Annotated in this window: 15 protein-coding genes; 4 read left to right on the top strand and 11 right to left on the bottom strand. The window is 60.9% G+C overall.

Annotation, left to right across the window (positions count from 1 at the left end; all coding sequences use genetic code 11):
* Window positions 1–232 precede the first annotated feature (232 nt).
* Window positions 233–1,876 (top strand): methyl-accepting chemotaxis protein, encoded by a 1,644-nt coding sequence (locus tag OZ656_RS19685; protein ID WP_379944835.1) that lies wholly within the window; start codon window positions 233–235, stop codon window positions 1,874–1,876.
* On the opposite strand, the gene OZ656_RS19680 is transcribed toward OZ656_RS19685, so the two are convergent.
* Together OZ656_RS19680 and OZ656_RS19675 are read right to left on the bottom strand one after the other, a co-directional pair.
* Window positions 1,866–2,756: a prenyltransferase gene (locus OZ656_RS19680; RefSeq protein ID WP_379944834.1), complete on the bottom strand. Its 891-nt coding sequence runs from the start codon at window positions 2,754–2,756 to the stop codon at window positions 1,866–1,868. The genes OZ656_RS19685 and OZ656_RS19680 overlap by 11 nt on opposite strands.
* A 28-nt stretch (window positions 2,757–2,784) precedes the next feature.
* Window positions 2,785–3,672 carry an AEC family transporter gene (locus OZ656_RS19675; protein WP_278351451.1) on the bottom strand — a complete coding sequence of 296 codons (888 nt, stop codon included), beginning with the start codon at window positions 3,670–3,672 and terminating at the stop codon, window positions 2,785–2,787.
* 186 nt (window positions 3,673–3,858) lie between these two features.
* Here OZ656_RS19675 and OZ656_RS19670 point away from each other — a divergent pair, with 186 nt between their 5' ends.
* A complete protein-coding gene (locus OZ656_RS19670) occupies window positions 3,859–5,040 on the top strand; it encodes a MalY/PatB family protein (RefSeq protein WP_379944833.1) in 1,182 nt (393 codons plus the stop codon).
* On the opposite strand, the gene OZ656_RS19665 is transcribed toward OZ656_RS19670, so the two are convergent.
* The 3 genes from OZ656_RS19665 to OZ656_RS19655 are packed head-to-tail and all read right to left on the bottom strand — an operon-like array spanning window position 5,028 to window position 8,036.
* Window positions 5,028–5,585: a carbohydrate-binding protein gene (locus OZ656_RS19665; RefSeq protein ID WP_379944832.1), complete on the bottom strand. Its 558-nt coding sequence runs from the start codon at window positions 5,583–5,585 to the stop codon at window positions 5,028–5,030. The two genes, OZ656_RS19670 and OZ656_RS19665, sit on opposite strands and share 13 nt — an antisense overlap.
* Window positions 5,578–6,573 (bottom strand): DMT family transporter, encoded by a 996-nt coding sequence (locus tag OZ656_RS19660; protein ID WP_379944830.1) that lies wholly within the window; start codon window positions 6,571–6,573, stop codon window positions 5,578–5,580. The genes OZ656_RS19665 and OZ656_RS19660 overlap by 8 nt, the downstream gene beginning before the upstream one ends.
* 17 nt (window positions 6,574–6,590) lie before the next feature.
* Window positions 6,591–8,036, bottom strand: a complete 1,446-nt coding sequence (locus OZ656_RS19655) for a succinylglutamate desuccinylase/aspartoacylase family protein (protein ID WP_379944829.1) — start codon at window positions 8,034–8,036, stop codon at window positions 6,591–6,593.
* Window positions 8,037–8,228: 192 nt separating this feature from the next.
* Between OZ656_RS19655 and OZ656_RS19650 the strand changes: the two genes are divergently transcribed.
* The gene (locus OZ656_RS19650) at window positions 8,229–8,387 is read left to right on the top strand and encodes a YqaE/Pmp3 family membrane protein (protein WP_014423048.1); all 159 of its coding nucleotides are present in this window, start codon (window positions 8,229–8,231) and stop codon (window positions 8,385–8,387) included.
* Between the two features lie 2 nt (window positions 8,388–8,389).
* Here the strand turns inward: OZ656_RS19650 and OZ656_RS19645 are convergent, their stop codons facing one another.
* Window positions 8,390–10,027 carry an MBL fold metallo-hydrolase gene (locus OZ656_RS19645; RefSeq protein WP_379944828.1) on the bottom strand — a complete coding sequence of 546 codons (1,638 nt, stop codon included), beginning with the start codon at window positions 10,025–10,027 and terminating at the stop codon, window positions 8,390–8,392.
* A 296-nt stretch (window positions 10,028–10,323) separates the two neighbouring features.
* Here OZ656_RS19645 and OZ656_RS19640 point away from each other — a divergent pair, with 296 nt between their 5' ends.
* Window positions 10,324–10,749 carry a thioesterase family protein gene (locus tag OZ656_RS19640; RefSeq protein WP_014423046.1) on the top strand — a complete coding sequence of 142 codons (426 nt, stop codon included), beginning with the start codon at window positions 10,324–10,326 and terminating at the stop codon, window positions 10,747–10,749.
* 3 nt (window positions 10,750–10,752) lie between these two features.
* On the opposite strand, the gene OZ656_RS19635 is transcribed toward OZ656_RS19640, so the two are convergent.
* The 5 genes from OZ656_RS19635 to OZ656_RS19615 all read right to left on the bottom strand — a co-directional run bounded on the left by OZ656_RS19635 (window position 10,753) and on the right by OZ656_RS19615 (window position 16,432).
* Window positions 10,753–12,075 (bottom strand): MATE family efflux transporter, encoded by a 1,323-nt coding sequence (locus OZ656_RS19635; RefSeq protein WP_227548765.1) that lies wholly within the window; start codon window positions 12,073–12,075, stop codon window positions 10,753–10,755.
* A 261-nt stretch (window positions 12,076–12,336) separates the two neighbouring features.
* Window positions 12,337–12,834 (bottom strand): thiol peroxidase, encoded by a 498-nt coding sequence (gene tpx / locus OZ656_RS19630; RefSeq protein ID WP_011787201.1) that lies wholly within the window; start codon window positions 12,832–12,834, stop codon window positions 12,337–12,339.
* Window positions 12,835–12,954: 120 nt separating this feature from the next.
* Window positions 12,955–14,172 carry a Bcr/CflA family multidrug efflux MFS transporter gene (locus OZ656_RS19625; protein ID WP_379944827.1) on the bottom strand — a complete coding sequence of 406 codons (1,218 nt, stop codon included), beginning with the start codon at window positions 14,170–14,172 and terminating at the stop codon, window positions 12,955–12,957.
* Window positions 14,173–14,288: 116 nt separating this feature from the next.
* Entirely contained in the window at window positions 14,289–15,200 is a 912-nt protein-coding gene (locus OZ656_RS19620; RefSeq protein ID WP_031210070.1) for a LysR family transcriptional regulator, read from the bottom strand.
* A gap of 80 nt (window positions 15,201–15,280) precedes the next feature.
* Window positions 15,281–16,432, bottom strand: a complete 1,152-nt coding sequence (locus OZ656_RS19615; protein WP_379944826.1) for an alpha/beta fold hydrolase — start codon at window positions 16,430–16,432, stop codon at window positions 15,281–15,283.
* Between the last annotated feature and the right edge of the window lie 49 nt (window positions 16,433–16,481).

Genomic DNA, 16,481 nt, shown 5'->3' with positions numbered 1-16,481 from the left:
CCATATCATGAATGAAATCAGACAGATTTGATTCTTACCATCGGTCAAAGTTCAGTCAGTTGCAAGCGGTTAGCGTGGTTAAGGCCAGAGCGAGCACGGTTTGTGGATCTGGTCGGGTTGCGGAAAACAGGGAACGGAGATTGTTAATTTGCAAAATCTTTCAATTCCTTTTGAGCTATTCCTAATACCTATCGTAAATCACTCCACGTTTTCTTTCACTCTGGAGTGTTTTATGACTGGCCAACTTACCGTTGCCAAACGCCTGGCCCTGGGATTCGGGCTGATCGTGTCTCTGATGATTGCGATCACGGTGATCGGCAACCAGCGGGTCGGGTTCATGGACAAGACCCTTACCTCGGTTAACGAAGGCGCGGCGTTGAAGCAGCGCTATGCCATCAATTTTCGGGGCAGCGTACATGATCGGGCGATTGCCATCCGCGATGCGGTGCTGGTAAACCGGGATTCCGAGTTGCAGCGGCATCTGCAGGACATCGACCGGCTGGCCGCCATGTATCGGGAGAACGCCAGTGATATGGCCCGGATGTTCCGGGAGCAGGGCGCCCAGGCACAGGAACGGGAGCTGCTGGATGCGATCGAAAACATCGAGACAACCACCCTTGCCCTGACGGCCAGAGTGATTGAGCTTCGCAGCAATGGTCAGAATGAAGCGGCCCGGCAACTGCTGCTGCAGGAAGCCTCGCCGGCTTACAGCGAGTGGCTCGACCGGGTTAACACCTTTATTGATTACCAGGAAGATGAAATTGCAGGGGATGTGAATGCCGTGCGTCAGGCGGCCAGTGGCTTCAATCTGCTGATCATTTCGGTAACAGCGGTCGCGGTGTTGCCGAGTGTCGTCATTGCGACGGTGATCATTCGTGGACTGAAGCGGATTCTGGGGGCCGAGCCGGAAACCGTCGCAGAGGCCATTCGGCAATTGGCTGACGGCAATTTGAACCAGCAACTCGACACGCGATACCCCAACAGTGTGATGGGGGCGCTGGTGGATACCATCGAACGCCTGACCGGGATTATTCAGGACGTGCGTTCGGCAGCGGATGAGTTGTCCAACTCCTCCAGGGAGCTTGAAGGGACGTCTGATAATAACAGTCGCCAGATCCGAATGCAGGCGACGGAGGCGGAACAGATGGCCACCGCCGTGAACCAGATGGCCGCCACAGTTAATGAAGTGGCCGGCTTTGCGGCCAGTGCCGCCAGCGCTACCCAGAAAGCCGACACCGAAGTGGAAACCGGCAATCAGGTGGTACAGGAAACCGCTGCCGCCATTACCGGTCTGGCCGACAAGCTGGAGCAGGCGGCGGCTTCGGTGAACCGGGTGTCCGAAGACAGCGGTAACATCGAACAGATTATTGAAGTGATCAACGCCATCGCCGAACAGACAAATCTGCTGGCCCTGAACGCCGCGATCGAGGCGGCCCGTGCCGGTGAGCATGGTCGTGGCTTTGCTGTGGTGGCGGATGAAGTCCGTTCCCTGGCGTCCCGCACCCAGGAATCTACCCGTGAGATTCAGGACATGATTGGCCGGCTACAGACCGGAGCCGGCCAGGCAGCGGGCGAGATGGAAGAGAGCCGGAAGCTGGCGGGCGTTACCGTCGAAAAAACGACGGAAGCCGAGCGCTCTCTGGCGCGAATCCGGGAAGAAATGGCGTCAATCAATGATATGAACGCCCAGATCGCCAGCGCGGCGGAAGAACAGAGCTCGGTGGCCGAGGAAGTGAACCGGAACATCGCCCGGATTCACGATGCCACCATCGAAACCTCCGCAGGTTCAGATCAGGTGGCGGGTGCCAGCCGCAACCTGGCCGTGCTGGCGGGGCAGCTGCAGTCCCGGGTCAGCCGGTTCAGGCTCAAAGGCTGAGCCCGGTTACCAGCAGCGCCAGTGTGGACAGCAGTACCGCCACGTTGGCGCCCAGCACGCGGTTGAGCTGGTCTGGCATCGCCAGTACCCAAGGTAGTCGAAGGCTGATCCAGACAGCTGCGGGTAAGGGTGCCAGGGCGATAAGGCTGGTCATTGCCAGATAGCCACTGACCACACCGGCAACGATGACACCATAGCTGGCAAGCAACAGGCCAGCCACCAGGTGGGCGGCTTTTTCGGGGCCAAGGGTAATCACCAGATGGCGACGGCCAATCGCTCGATCGGCCTCGGCATCCGGAATCTGGTTGATCAGCAACAGCTCACTGACCATCAACAGGGCCACCAGAGACGCCAGCAGGGCAGTGGTATCGATGCCACCACCCAGGGCGATAACGGTGCCCAGGACCATGATCGGACCAAACCCCATGCCCGGTGCCAGCAGGCACAGCAGCGGCGAACGGGTAATCCAGCGGGTGTAGGTAAGCACCAGCACCACACCGGCCGCCCCGAGTACCAGCAGCGGCAGGCCCCGCAGCCAGAGAAAATACAGACCAATGGCCACCACCAGCGCCAGTGTGCCCAGGCCCGCCCAGAGCACCCGCCGGGCAGCAGACGGCACCTCGGGCAGGGCGCCGCTGCCACCGGAAAACGGGGTGCGCTCGGTGATCATGTCCAGACCGGAGCGAAAATCGTCGTATTCGTTCAGGAGATTCACCGCCGCATGGGCAAGCACAGCGCCAAGGAAAACCAGGAGGGTGTGCAAGAGTTCAGGCGGTTGGCCCTGTTGCCAGGCGACAGCCAGGCCCAGGCCGGCACACAACGGGGCGAGCAGTAGAAAGTTCGGGCGGGAAGCGCGGACAACCGCAAGGGTTTCTGACATTGATCAAATCTCCGGATTGCGGAGAAGCTTACACGTAGCCCGCCGCGAATACCAAGCCCAGCACGATGGGCATCACCACCAGACTGCCCAGGTTGCTCAGCAGCACCAGAGAGGCCACGGTGTGGGGTTCCTGCTGATACTGTTCGGCCACCATGTAATTCAGTACGGCCGGTGGCAGGGCGGCAAAGACCCAAAGGCTGGCAACCTGAAGCCCCGGAAGATCCAGCAGGGCGATCATCGGCCAGGCCAGGATCAGCCCCGAGAGCGGGCAGGCGATGGCGCCGATCAGCCCCATCTTCCAGTCGCTGAAATCGACATCCAGCATGCGGACGCCCAGGGCAAACAGCATCAGTGGAATGCACACACCGCCAAGCATGTTCAGGGTTTCCAGCAGCCAACCCGGCAGCGGGATACCACTGAGGTTCACCGCCAGGCCGGCGATGCTGGCGAAAACGATGGGCAACCGCAGCCGGCGGATAATGGAGGTGTGGGGGTCCAGCATGTACAGGCCTACCGAGAAGTGCAGCAGCATTTCCACGATGAACAGCACAATGGCCGCAGGCAGCGCTGCATCCCCGAATGCCAGCACCAGAATCGGAATCCCCATGTTGCCGGAGTTGTTGAACATCATCGGTGGCAGGAAGGTTTTCAGGTTCAGCTTCAGCAGCCTGGCCACCGGATACAGAATCACACCGGACCCCAGAACCACCACCGTGGCGGCCAGCGCCAGCCAACCGTATTCCTGCAAGGGCGCCTGCTGGTCTGCCAGTACCGCAAACACCAGCATGGGCACGAACAGTTCCATGTTGAGCACGTTCAGGCCCTGAATATCCGGTGTCCGGTAACGCCCGTACAAGGCGCCGCAGCCGGCAATCAGGAATACCGGCAGCATGGTGGAAAGAATCTGGCCAATCATGGAAGGGCTCCGATTATTGTTTTTGGTCAACGCAGGTGACTAATCCGTTAGGTTCGCAAGCATCGGGTGGATTGGGCAAGCGAAATTCATGGCTCTTCGACCAAAGCCGGAGCCAAAGCGTCGGTTGCGACGGCGTCACCAGGCCACCACAATAGCGTTTTCACGGAGACAGCAAGCGGAGCCCCCATGAATGGCAGCGTTTTCGATCAGCCCATCGCCAGAGAGCACACCTGTTCGGTCAAGTTCGACGCCCGCAAGGCAGTATTCGGCCGTGACGATGTGATACCGGCGTGGGTCGCCGATATGGACTTCCCGGCCCCGGAAGCGGTCACCCGTGCGCTGACCGAGCGGGCGCAGCATCCGGTATATGGCTATACCCTGTTCCCGGACAGCCTTTATGAGGCCATGATCCAGTGGTTTGAAAGCCGTCATGGCTGGAGCATCCAGCGAGACTGGATTGTCATGGCGCCCGGGGTGGTGCCGTCCCTCAACGCGGCCTGCCTGGCCTTTGCCAAACCCGGAGAGGGCGTGATTATCCAGCCGCCGGTGTACCCGCCGTTTTTCAGCTCGGTCAGGGATACCGGCCGGACCGTGATTGAAAATCCTTTGATGGCAGACGAAACCGGTGACTACCGCATGGATCTGGAGCATTTGGAGCAATGCGCCGCCCGGCCGGAGGCCAAGGTATTGCTGCTGTGTTCACCCCATAATCCGGTGGGACGGGTCTGGCGCGAGGCGGAACTGGTTCAGGTGCTGGACATCGCGCGCCGTCATGGCCTGGTGGTGCTGTCGGACGAGATTCACTGCGATCTTACCTATCCTGACAAGCCCGCTCATCGGGTGTTGGCGACCCTGGCGGAAGGGGATGATGCGCTGATAACCGCGGTTGCGCCGAGCAAGACCTTCAATATGCCGGGGCTGGGCCTGTCGGCCCTGGTGATTCCGGATCCGGAGCGCCGCAAGGCCATGAAAACGGTGTTCGAACGGCTGCACCTGCCGCAGTGTAACCCGTTCAGCATCGCCGGGTTCGAGGCAGGCTATCGCCATGGTGGTCCCTGGCGGGATGATCTGATGGCCTATCTGAAGGGCAATCGCGATTTCGTGGTGCAGGAGGTTGACCGCCGACTCACGGGCATCCGCACCTCCGCGCCGGAAGGCACCTACCTGATCTGGCTCGATTGCCGGGGCCTGAAGCTGGACGACACCGCCCTGAAACGCTTCTTCGTGCAACAGGCGGGGGTTGGCCTCAATCCGGGGCTCAGTTTCGGCAGCCAGGGCAGCGGTTTCATGCGGCTGAACATCGGCTGCCCGAGAGCGGTACTGGCGAAGATTCTCGACCGTATTGAGGTCGCCCTTCAGGGCAGCTGATTTTCCAGGGAGCAGTGATCTTCAACCAATTGCCAGCGCGGCGGCGTATTCATCCCGGGCATATCGCCGCTGGTCGGGTGGATCGCCTTCCAGATCTTGCCACCATGGCTGGCTTCGCTGCCCACGGTGTAGCGCTCTGAGAACAGCCACTGGTCGGGCTGCTCGCACAGTTCGTTGTCACTGGACGATTCCGAGGCTGGTGAATCCGGGCTTCCGGTGACTGTGCCTGTCTGCGCTGTTTGCCCGGTTTCTACATCGGACTTGTCGATCGGGGCCGGGGGCGCAGCCTCGCCGGAGCATTCGGGGGCAGAATCGAGCTGTTTCCAGTCGAAGGTAATGCCCGGTTCCAGGCCCTGGTGTAGCTCCCGGGACTGGTACCACTTGCCGTCATGGTGCACCACCGCTCCGGCCGGGTAGTAGCGGGATGGCGCCCATTTGGACTCATCCGGGTCGCAGGGTGCTGCTGCGACGTTCAGGGAAAGAGCGGCCAGCATCAGGGTAATGATGGCCGGCCGGGAATATGCAGAGGCGGCTTGCCTAGTCATTCGGCTCTCCTTTATCCAGTGCAGTGACAGGCGGGCGGGACAGACGCCGGCCGGTTCGGGTCGCCAGTATCAGGCCTCCGAGTATCAGCAGTCCACCCACCAGATGAAACAGGCTGAGGTTTTCCCCGAGAAAAACCACCGCCAGCACAGAGGCATAAACCGGCGTAAGGTACATGAAAATGGCAGCCCGGGCAGGGCCAATGCTGTGTACGCCATGATTCCAGAAGGCGTAGGCGAGAATGCCCGGAAAAATCGCAAAATAGATCAGAGGAAGGGCGGTACTTTGTGACAGGGCAAAGCCGCCGCTGAAGAACAGAAAGTCGATCAGGTAGACCGGCGCGAGAATCAGGGTGCCCAGCAGGATCTGCGTGGTGAGGAAGGTCAGTGCCGGCAGTGGCACCGCCTGCCGGCGCAACAGCACCGAGAACAGGCCCCAGCTGAACACCGCAGCCACCATCACCAGGTCGCCGGGCTGGGCCTGCAGGCCGGTCAGCACCGATACATCGCCGCGGGCAATCACGCACAGAATGCCGGCCAGGGCCATGGCAATGCCCAGTATCTGAATCGGGCGGGTCCGGTCACCCAACAACAGCCAGGCCAGCAGTGCGACAAAAATCGGGATAGTGGCGTTGATCAGCGCGATGTTGGTGGCTGTCGTGGTCATGGCCGCGACATAGAGCAGGGAATTGAAGGCGGCAACGCTGAAGGTGGCCAGTGCAATCATGGACCCGAGGCGCTGACGAATCACCTGCCGGTGGCGCCAGATACCGGGTAAGCCGAACGGCAGGAGAATGGCCAAGGCCAGTACCCAGCGCCAGAACGACATGGACAATGGTGGAATGTGCTCGACCGTGCCCCGGGCCACCACGGCGTTGCCTGCCCAGAACAGCGGTGTCAGCACCAGACCGATGTAGGCCAGGGTCTGCCCGGAGTTTTGCGTTGTGGCGTTCAGGTCAGACACTCCGTCTCCTGCTGGTTCCGTGCCCATGGAAAACGCCTAGCATACTACTCTCCGGGTACTTGTGCCTCCGTACCTATGTGGTAGGCGGCAAACCCTGCCATCACTACCTGATCCACCGCCATGCCGATGACCCGGCCGTCCGAGGAGGCGCGAATCGGATGCTGTTCGTTGGTGATTGGATCGGCGACATAACCCAGTACCTCGCCCTCGGATACCGTCGCTCCCAGCTTGATTTCGCTGAACAGGATGCCGCCGTGCTGGGCCCGGATCCAGGTAGAGTCGTAATACACCGGCTCCGGATCGCCCCAGACAAACATGCGGGAAATCATGCCGTGCTTTTCCATCAGACTGTTGAGGCTGTTTACGCCCGCTTCGATCTGGTGTTCCTGGATGCGCAGGGATTCCCCGGCCTCCAGTGTCACGGTGCGGATTCCTGCTTCGGTAGCCGCGGTACGCAACATGCCGGGTGACCCGGAACTGTGAACCACGGCCATCCGGTCAAAGCCCCGGGTGAATTCGGCGACATCCGGATTGTTCATGTCGGCCCGGAGTTGCGGCAGGTTGGTGCGCTTGAGTGACCCGGTGTGAATATCCACCAGCATGTCGCAGTGCCGGATAACGTTGTTAAACAGGGAATGGGCAACGCGGTCGGCCAGTGTGCCGTCCTGGGTGCCGGGGAAATGCCGGTTCAGGTCGCGACGATCCGGCAGATAGCGGCTGCCCTGCTGAAAGCCGGTGAGGTTCACGATGGGCACGCCGATAACCCGGCCACTGAGTTTTTCTGGGTTCAGGTCGTACATGCTGCGACGGACAATTTCGATGCCGTTGAGCTCGTCACCATGAACCGCGCCGGTCAGGCACAGGGTCGGGCCCTGGTTAACGCCATTGACCACCAGTACCGGGGTAATCTGGGACAACCCGGCAATCTGAATGCCTGGCGACCAGGCCAGTCGTGTCGCAGTGCCGGGTAGAATTTCCTTGCCCAGCAGTGTGAAACTCTCTGCGGGCACGGGTGCTGCAGGCTCCGGTTCCTTCTCGGCAACATCGTCCGGGGACGCCGGGGTGTTGCTCCCGGCCGCGTCGGCTGTCCCGGATTGTATTTCGGCCTGAGGTTCCGGCTGCACGGCAGAATCCCCGGAATCGCTTGCCTCAGGCTCCGGCTCCGGCAGCGGGGCCACTTCTTTCAGGTCGATATTGGGTGCGATTTCACGGGGCTTGTTGGCTCCCTCCGGTGCCTCCACCGGGGGGTCCTGCGGGCTGCTCTGTTCGCTGGTTGTCTCAGCCTGGGCGCGTGCCTGCGCAGAGCCCCGGCGGGGTTCGGAGTGCTCAACATCCTCAACGTTTTCATCTTCCGCCAGATCGGCCACCAACAGGGCGGTGGCGTCTGCCTTGGAACTGACTGCCTCGGCCAGCACGGCGGGCGTCGCCAAAACCAGGAGTGATGATGTGAGTGCGCTAGTGATGGAATATCTGAGCCTTGCTCTCAGCATAAGTCCTCAATTACCTGACGATGTGGCCCCAAGGATAGGGATGAGCCTCAATCATGAATACGGCTGTGACAGAGGTTTAATGCCACTTTCATGAAACCGGGCCGAATTTACCCGGTTCAATATGGTGAAATGTCATACCACTGCTATCTTGCAGTGATATGACTGTTTTACGCCCGTCAAGGAGAGAACTGAATGGATCTTTTGCGAATTCTGGTAGCAATTCTGTTACCGCCGTTAGGCGTCTTTTTACAGGTTGGTATCGGCAAGCATTTCTGGATCAACATCCTGCTGACCATCCTGGGTTACATTCCGGGCATCGTGCACGCGGTATGGGTGATCGCCAAGAAGTAGCCTCAGTCTGGCGCGACCACGTGCCAGAGCCCGTCGTCGGCGAACGCCCTGTGTTCGGCTTCCAGCTTCAGCAGGTGCGCGAGCGCTGAGCGGGCGGCCAGGCCGTGAATGGCGGCCGGGACATCGTCATAGGCCCTGGCGGTCAGGTCTTTCAGACTGACCGGTGCCAGCGCCTCCAGAGCCCGCCACACTTTGTGTTCCCGGGACAGCCGGTGGGTGATCAGGTAATCCATCACCGCCGCAGGCTGGCCCATCAGAAAACCATGGGCCGGTGCAATGAAGCGCACAGGCTCGGCCAGCAGATCGTACATGGAATCAATGTAGGCCTTCATATCACCGTCCGGTGGGTTAATCACCACCGTTGATCCCTGCATGATGTGATCCCCGGAAAACAGTAATTCCTGATCCAGCAACAGATAACACAGGTGGTTCGAAGCATGGCCCGGGGTATGCAAAACCTTCAGGATGCCCGCTTCGGTCACAATCAGGTCTTCATGCCCGGGTTGATCATCCGGTGTGAAGCCTTGATCCTGCCCCGCGCCCTCGGGTGCTGGCCAGCCAAATACCCGGCAACCGGTACGTGCCTTGAGTTGGGCCACGGCCGGGGAGTGGTCCATATGGGTGTGGGTAACCACCACCTGATCCACCACACCACCGGTAAGCTCCAGAATTCGCTCGATATGCGCCTCGTTCGCCGGGCCGGGGTCCAGCACCGTAAAACGTTCATGGCCAAGGATATAGGTGTTGGTGCCCGGGCCGGTCATCATCCCGGGGTTCGGCGCGGTCAGCCGGATAACCCCGGCGGCCACCTCCACCGGTTCCCCGGGAACAATCTCCGCACGGGTTGACCCTTCACCTTCCGGATCCAGCTTGACTGCCTCGTCATAGGCCGGAGCGTTGGGTTCCAGCATCACCGGCTTGCCCTTGCGCACTGCCGGCCAGGGCTGATCCGGAAACGCCTCCGGGGGATTGGCGTGGGCATAACGCATCATCTCGCCGGTCGTGCCGAACTCACTCAATACCCGCAAGGTCCGGATCGTCGGTAACCCCAGCAACCGGGCACCGGCCCGATGTTCTTCAAGCGCCTGAGCCGGCGCAATCCAGACGTGATCAATGGTTTCGGTACCATCATGGCTCGCCACCTGGCCTTCCGGCGCCACCGCTACAAAAAACCGGGTATCAAAACGGCGCGGCGGCCCCGGTGGCGTCACCCAGTGGCTCAGATACGCCAACCGGTCCAGCGGCACCGTCAAACCATGCTTCGCACACAACTGCGCCAGCGAAATCTCCTCCTGAAACAACGCCATTCGCTCACTGTGAACCCCGTGATCGGCGCCAATCAACTGACCGGACGCATCCTGAGCCAGCAGAATCCCCGCCTCTTCAAAACACTCCCGAACCGCCGCCAGCATGTAATCCGCCCCGCCTTCATCCAGACTCATGGTCTGACTGATGTCGGCATCCTCCACACCCACCACATGAGCCCGCCCCTCCGGCTCCTGCGCATTCACCGCACCCCCCGGGAACACGTAATAACCCGGCAGAAACACCGCCTCCCAGGTGCGTTGCAGAAGCAGGACTTCAATGCCGTTATCGGTATCACGGGTCAGAACCAGGGTGGCGGCGGGGCGGATGTTCATAAGGCTCTCTGTCTTTTTGCTGTTTTTATGGTGCGCGTACAAGGCCAGGATGAGGGCGTAGGGATAAGCTTTCCAAAACCTTGCGGAGCCATGGATGGCGGAGCAGAGCGTACAGGGATGTATACACAGCGTGTTTTGGAAAGCTTATCCCTACGGCCGACCGAACCAGCATTCGCGGCGCTACGACGTTTACAGCAAGATACCCGAACAACCCACAGGATGAGAAGCGACAAAGGTCGGAGTATGATGCACCCCCATTACTCAATCGCACCAAGCGCACCCCAGGGGACCCCCAAGTGGCCAGAATCAAACTCGACTTTCCCGACACCGCCTTCACCTTCGAAACCCGCCTGCCGGTACGCATTACCGACATCAACGGCGCCAACCACCTGGGTAACGACGCGCTGATCTCCATGCTGTCTGAAGCGCGCGCCCAGTTCCTGGTAGAGCATGGCATTGAAGAGGCGGGCCACGATGGTGTGGGCATCATCGTCACGGATCTCGCTACCATGTACCAGGGAGAGTCCTTCTACCCGGACCTGCTGCGCTTTGAAGTGGGGCTGATGGATTTCAACAAATACGGCGGTGATTTCGTGTTCCGGGTGACCAAGGCCGACAGCGGGCAACCAGTGGCGCTGGCCAAGTACGGTTTCGTGTTCTTTAACTACCAGAGCCGGGAAGTAACCCCCATGCCCGAGAGCTTCCGCGCCCGGTTTGCCTGAGTATTACCCCTGCTGGCGCAACCGGCTCATACCCTGGCGATACAGGCTATAGGCCATGGTGCCGGCCAGCAGGTTGCCCACCAGAGCGCCGGACATCAGCCCGGTCAGCCCGGCCAGTTGCCCGCCAACCCAGAGCAGGGGCAGATAGCAGGCGAATAGCCGCAGGGTGGAAATCAACAGTGCGCGCATGGGCATGCCCAGCGCGTTGTTGACTGACACCATCAGAATACACACGCCAAGCCCGCTGTAGCTCAGTGGCACTCGCAGCAGATAGCTCACCAGGATGTCCTGTACTCCGGCATCGCGGCTGAACAGGCCAGAGACGAAGCCGGAGGCGGCCAGCCAGATCAGCCCGATGGCCAGCTGCCAGATCACGATAAAGCGCACCGCAATGCGAACCAGCTTGCGGATCTTCTCGATTTCCCCGGCCCCCAGCATGCGGCCGATCATCGGCGGCATGGACATGGTCAGGGCCAGCACTACCACAATGGAGAAGAACTCCAGGCGGGTGCCCAGGCCCCAGGCGGCCACCGCAGCAGAGCCGAACCCTGCCACCAGTGCCGTGGCCAGCATGGCTGAGATAGGTGGCATCAGCTGGCTGACCATGGCCGGCGCCATGATGCCGCCGAGCTGGCGTACAGCCTGAGCCAGTTGCAGCTGGAGCAGGTCGAATCTTAGCCACTGGCGTTTGAGCAGGGTCGGGTAGACGATCAGCGCGCCAATGCCGAAGGCGGTGATGGTGGCCCAGGCGGCGCCGGGCAGACCCCAGCCGAACACGAAGATGTACAGCGGGTCCAGGGCGATGTTGAGCAGGCTGGTGATGATCATCATGTAGCCCGGCAGGCGGGTGTCGCCATTGGCGCGGCACACAGCGTAACTGAAGTAGACCATGGCGCCGGTCCAGGCGGAGAGCAGCCAGGGTGCCCAGTATTCCCTGATGACTGGCCGCAGGGCCTGTTCGGCGCCGAGCAGGTCCAGGATCAGGTTTTGCAGGAGCCAGACCGACAGGCACAGGAGGAAAGCCAGGCCGGCCCCAATGGCGACCACCAGGCCGCCCAGGCGTTGGGCGCGCATGTCGTCGCCCTGGCCCAGTGTGCGGGAGATGATGGCGGTGGTGGCAATGCCCAGTCCTACGTACATGCCACTGACCAGTTGTTGCATGGGCACGGTAAAGCCCAGCGCTGCCAGCGGGTCGCGGCCTAGTTGGCCGACGAAGGCGCTGTCGGTGAGCTGGAAGGTCATCAGCGAGAGCACGCCGAAGAGCATGGGCCAGGTCATGTGGTAGAGCTGGCGGCCCAGGGAGGCGTTTTGCAGGTGGTTTTGCACGTTAGCTTGAGGGCCTTGGTATTGAGTGTGGCGGGGATTCTAGCAGTTCTTGTGTCGGGTGCATGCACTCGGCTCAGATGCAAGCGACCGAGCGGGGTGGGCTTTCCAAAAAACGCTCCTTCGGCACATCCATGTGGCGCTTCTGCTCCGCCATCCCTGGCTCCGCAAATTTTTGGAAAGCCCACCCCACCCGGTCACCCGGACGGCGGTGCAATACCCTGTACTCTATCGATCAACAGGGGTTTGGAGGTTCAATGAATATCAGAGCACACTCAAAGCCGCATCGTAATCCGGCTCGTTCTTGATCTCGTTGACCAGTTCGCTGTGGATTACCTTGTTGTTCTCGTCCAGCACCACCACCGCGCGGGCGCAGAGGCCGGCGAGGGGGCCGTTCTGGATGGCCACGCCGTAGTCCTGCTGGAAGCTGTAGTTACGGAAGGTGGAAAGGGTTTCCACGTTTTTCAGGCCTTCGGCGCCACAGAAACGGGAAGCGGCGAAGGGCAGGTCCGCGGAGATAACGAGTACTACGGTGTTGTCGAGGCTGCCGGCCTTTTCGTTGAACTTGCGGGTGCTGGCGGCGCATACACCGGTGTCGATGCTGGGGATGATGTTGAGGATTTTGCGTTTGCCAGCCCAGTTGTCGAGTTTGACTTCTTCCAGTCCGCTGCTGGTCAGGGTGAAGGGCGGTACGTTGTCGCCCGGCTGGGGGAATTTTCCGCTCAGTTCAATGGGGTTGCCGTCGAGGGTGACGTTACTCATATGCTGCTCCTGAGTTTGTTGAGAGTTCCTTGGTTTTACGTTCTGCAACTTACTCTGTGTAGCTTACTTTGGATGACTTTTCATCCCCGACTTTAGCTGGATCATGCTCGTGCGAGCCTTTCAGGCGCTGGCTTTTCCGGTTTCAAAGGCTTTCGCCGGGTAGCGTTGTACCAGCAGCAGGTAGCCGATCATGGCCAGGCCGGCGCAGGTGGCGATGACGGTGGCCATCACCAGAGGGGTGCCATTGTGCAGGGCTCCGACGATGGCGCCGGCGATGGCGGCGGCGCTCATCTGGATAAAGCCAAAAAGCGCGGAGGCGGAGCCGGCCATGGTGGGGAAGTTGGCCAGGGCGCCGGCCATGCACTGGGGCAGTACCAGGCCGGTACCGGCCATGAAGATGGCCTGGGGAATCATCACCGCCCACGGGCTGTAAACCTGTTGGTAGGCCAGGAGCGCCATGACGGCGCCGCCGGCCAGAGCGGTGATCAGACCGTAGAACAGGATCTGATCCGGCCCCAGGTAACGCGCCAGTCGGATGGAGCCCAGATTACCAGCGATGTAGCCCACGACGATGGCGGCGAAGTAGAAGCCGAAGTGCTCCGGCTGAACCCCCAGTACGTCAATCAGCACGAAGGAGGCGCCAGACAGGAAGGCAAACAGCCCGCCGTAGATGGCGGCGTTGGTCAGGGTGTAGCCAATGAAGCTGGCGTCGGTGCTGATGCGCCGGTAGTTGGCGAACAGGTGGCACAGGCGCAGGGGCTGGCGATACTCCGGTTTCAGTGGCTCAGGGATGCCAAAAGCGGTGACCGCCGCCATGACGAGGGCGTAGCCGCCCATGGCGATGAAGATCCAGTGCCAGCTGAGACCGCCGACCATCAGGCCGCCCAGTGTAGGGGCCACCGCCGGTGCCAGGGCCATGATGCTGGCCAGCAGGGCGAGGATTTTGGCGGCTTCCCGGGGGGTATAGATGTCGCGGATGATGGCGCGACCCAGCACAGGGCCAGCGGAGCCGCCCAGGGCTTGCAGGAACCGGAACAGCTGCAGGGTTTCGATGTTGTTGGCCAGGGCGCAGCCGATGCTCGCAACAGTAAAGAGCAGGAAGCCACCGATCATGATGGGTTTGCGGCCAAAGCGGTCGGCCAGCGGCCCGCAGATGAGTTGTGCGATGGCGAAGCCGGCCAGGTAGACGCTCAGAGTCAGCTGGACCTGATCGGTGCCGGCATCGAAGTCGGCGCCGATCTGGGGCAATGCTGGCAGGTACATGTCTACGGCCAGTGGCCCGAGGGCGACGGCGGCGGCCAGCAGTATGGTTGTCCAGATGCTTGTGAGTGCTAACACTATTTGTCCTGACTTTAGAGTTGCGCTAGGTCGACGATTGACGTGAAGTCTAGGGTTTATGGTGCGTTTGGATAACGGCTTGTAGCCTCATGCAATACATGAACAAAACTGATTGATTAATCGTTCAGCCCGTTCATGGTCGCTGCAACCGAATTCACCTGGTTGCGTACCCAGCGGTGGGCCGGGTCATTCTGGTGCCTTCGGTGCCATAGCATCAGCAGGGTAAAGGGCTTGTAGTCGAAGGGAAGTGGAACCCAGGCGAAGTCCCGCATGAGTTGTGCGCTCATGCGTTCCGGGGCGGTGGCCAGCATGTCGGTGCCGCGGAGGAATTCGGGCAGGCCGGAGAAGTTGGAGACGGTGACCACGTTGCGGCGGTCCAGGCCCTTGGCGTGCAGGGTGTTTTCAAAGCCCGGCCGTTCGCCGGTGGCGAACATCAGGGCGATGTGATCGGCTTTCAGGTATTCGGCCAGATCTGTGGGCGCGTTGCGTTGGTTTGGGTCGTAGAACACCACCATGCGGTCCGCCATCAGGCCCCGTTGCATGATGTCGGTGGTTTCTGGTGCGTGCGGGCTGATGATCAGGTCGCAGGCTTCTTTGCGCAGCATGTCGGCGTTGGGGATGCCGGAGGGAATCACCTGCAGCCGGATGCCCGGGGCCTGCTGCCGCAGGATTCGGAGCAGCCCGGGCAGAAGCAGATCCCGCTGGTAGTCGTTGGCGGCAATGGTGAAGGTGAATTCCGCCGACGCCGGTTCGAAGGGAGGCCCGGAGGGCAGGGTGCGCAGATCATCCAGCAGCTGGCGGATGTGGGGGCCGGTGCGCAGGGCGTAGTCGGTGGGTACAATGCCGCGCCCTGATTTCACAAACAGGGGGTCGCCGAAGGCCTGTCTCAGGCGCTCGAGGGTGTGGCTCACGGCCGATTGGGTAACGCCCAGACGAACCGCCGCCCGGGACACGCTGCCCTCATCCAGAACCGCCACAAACGTTGCCAGGGATCGCAGATCCAGGCTCAACATATCAACAGGTTTCATGGGTGGCAGTTTAAAGCAGGGAAGACGGAAAGTCAGCGGTGGAAAGCGCTCCCTGCCACCTGCCGCTTGTGAAAGTAGTATCAGTCAGGCCTTGCAGCCAACCAGTCGGCCAGCTCAAGCCAGGACGCCCGGGGCGCTTTGCTTCCGGCCAGTATCCCCATGTGCCCGCCGGGGGCCACCCGGAAGGTCTTATCCGTGGAGCTGACGTGGTCCATCACTCGCTTGGCGGCACCGGGTGTAGCCAGGGTGTCCTCCTGGCCGGCGATGGCCAGTAAGTTGGCGTTTACGTTCTCCAGTCGAGCGAAGTCGTCGCCAATCTGGATCTGGCCTTTGGCCAACTGGTTATCAATCCAGACCCGGACCACGGTGTCCTGGATGACGCCGCCGGGGTAGGCTACCATCCGGTCCAGAAAGGCCGAGGTGGTGGCATGGTTGGTGACGAATTCGCGGTCGCCCAGGCGCACGATCAACTCCCAGTAACCCATCACACTGCCAACCGGGTTGGTCAACTTGAAGCCGATGGTGTTGGCCCAGCCCGGGGTGTGGAACCAGTGCGGTTTCATGTCGTGGAGCCGGAAGCCGGTGCGCTTGCGAACCAGTTCGGCGACATCGGCAATTCGTTGATACATCCAGCCAATCAGGCCGGAAGCATGGCTGTCGATGGGCAGGCCCAGGACGATGGCGTTGCGGATGTGCTGGTCCTTGCTGAGGGCAGAGTAGAACAGCGTGAACATGCCGCCCATGCTCCAGCCATGCAGTGACAGTTCCTGTTCCCCGCTGTGTTCCCGGACCCGATTCAGATACTCCGGCAGGAATTCGGCAACATAGGTATGCATGTTGTAGTGAGTATGTTCCCGGCCCGGCATACCCCAGTCGATCAGATAGACCTCAAATCCTCTGGCTCGAAGGAAACGCACCAGACTTCGCTGGGGAAACAGATCATAGATCAGCATATTCACGGCCAGAGGAGGAATGATGACGATCGGCGTGCGGTGGGTCTTGCGTTCTACCGGGATCACCATGCCATCCAGTTCGATGAAATCCTCCTCCAGAGGCGGATAGTATCGCAGGCTCACCAGCCCATTGCTGTGCAGGGTTTCGAACGGGGTCTGGCCTGCCTGTACCAGGCTGGCCGCCCGGAAAATCCGGTCGAAGGCATTGCCAGCGTAGAGTGCGCTCTGGCGGGCGAGGCCGGAGGAGGTCTTGATAGCGGATTTCAGGGGGTTGCGCATAGGGTGTCCGGTGTAGCTGCGGTGCGTGTGGAGTCAGATAATAGAGTGG

The sequence above is a fragment of the Marinobacter sp. LM1 genome (assembly GCF_042763285.1).
GTDB classification, from domain to species: domain Bacteria; phylum Pseudomonadota; class Gammaproteobacteria; order Pseudomonadales; family Oleiphilaceae; genus Marinobacter; species Marinobacter nauticus.
Note: the sequence above shows the minus strand (reverse complement) of the source record. Positions and strands in the feature narration are given on the sequence as shown.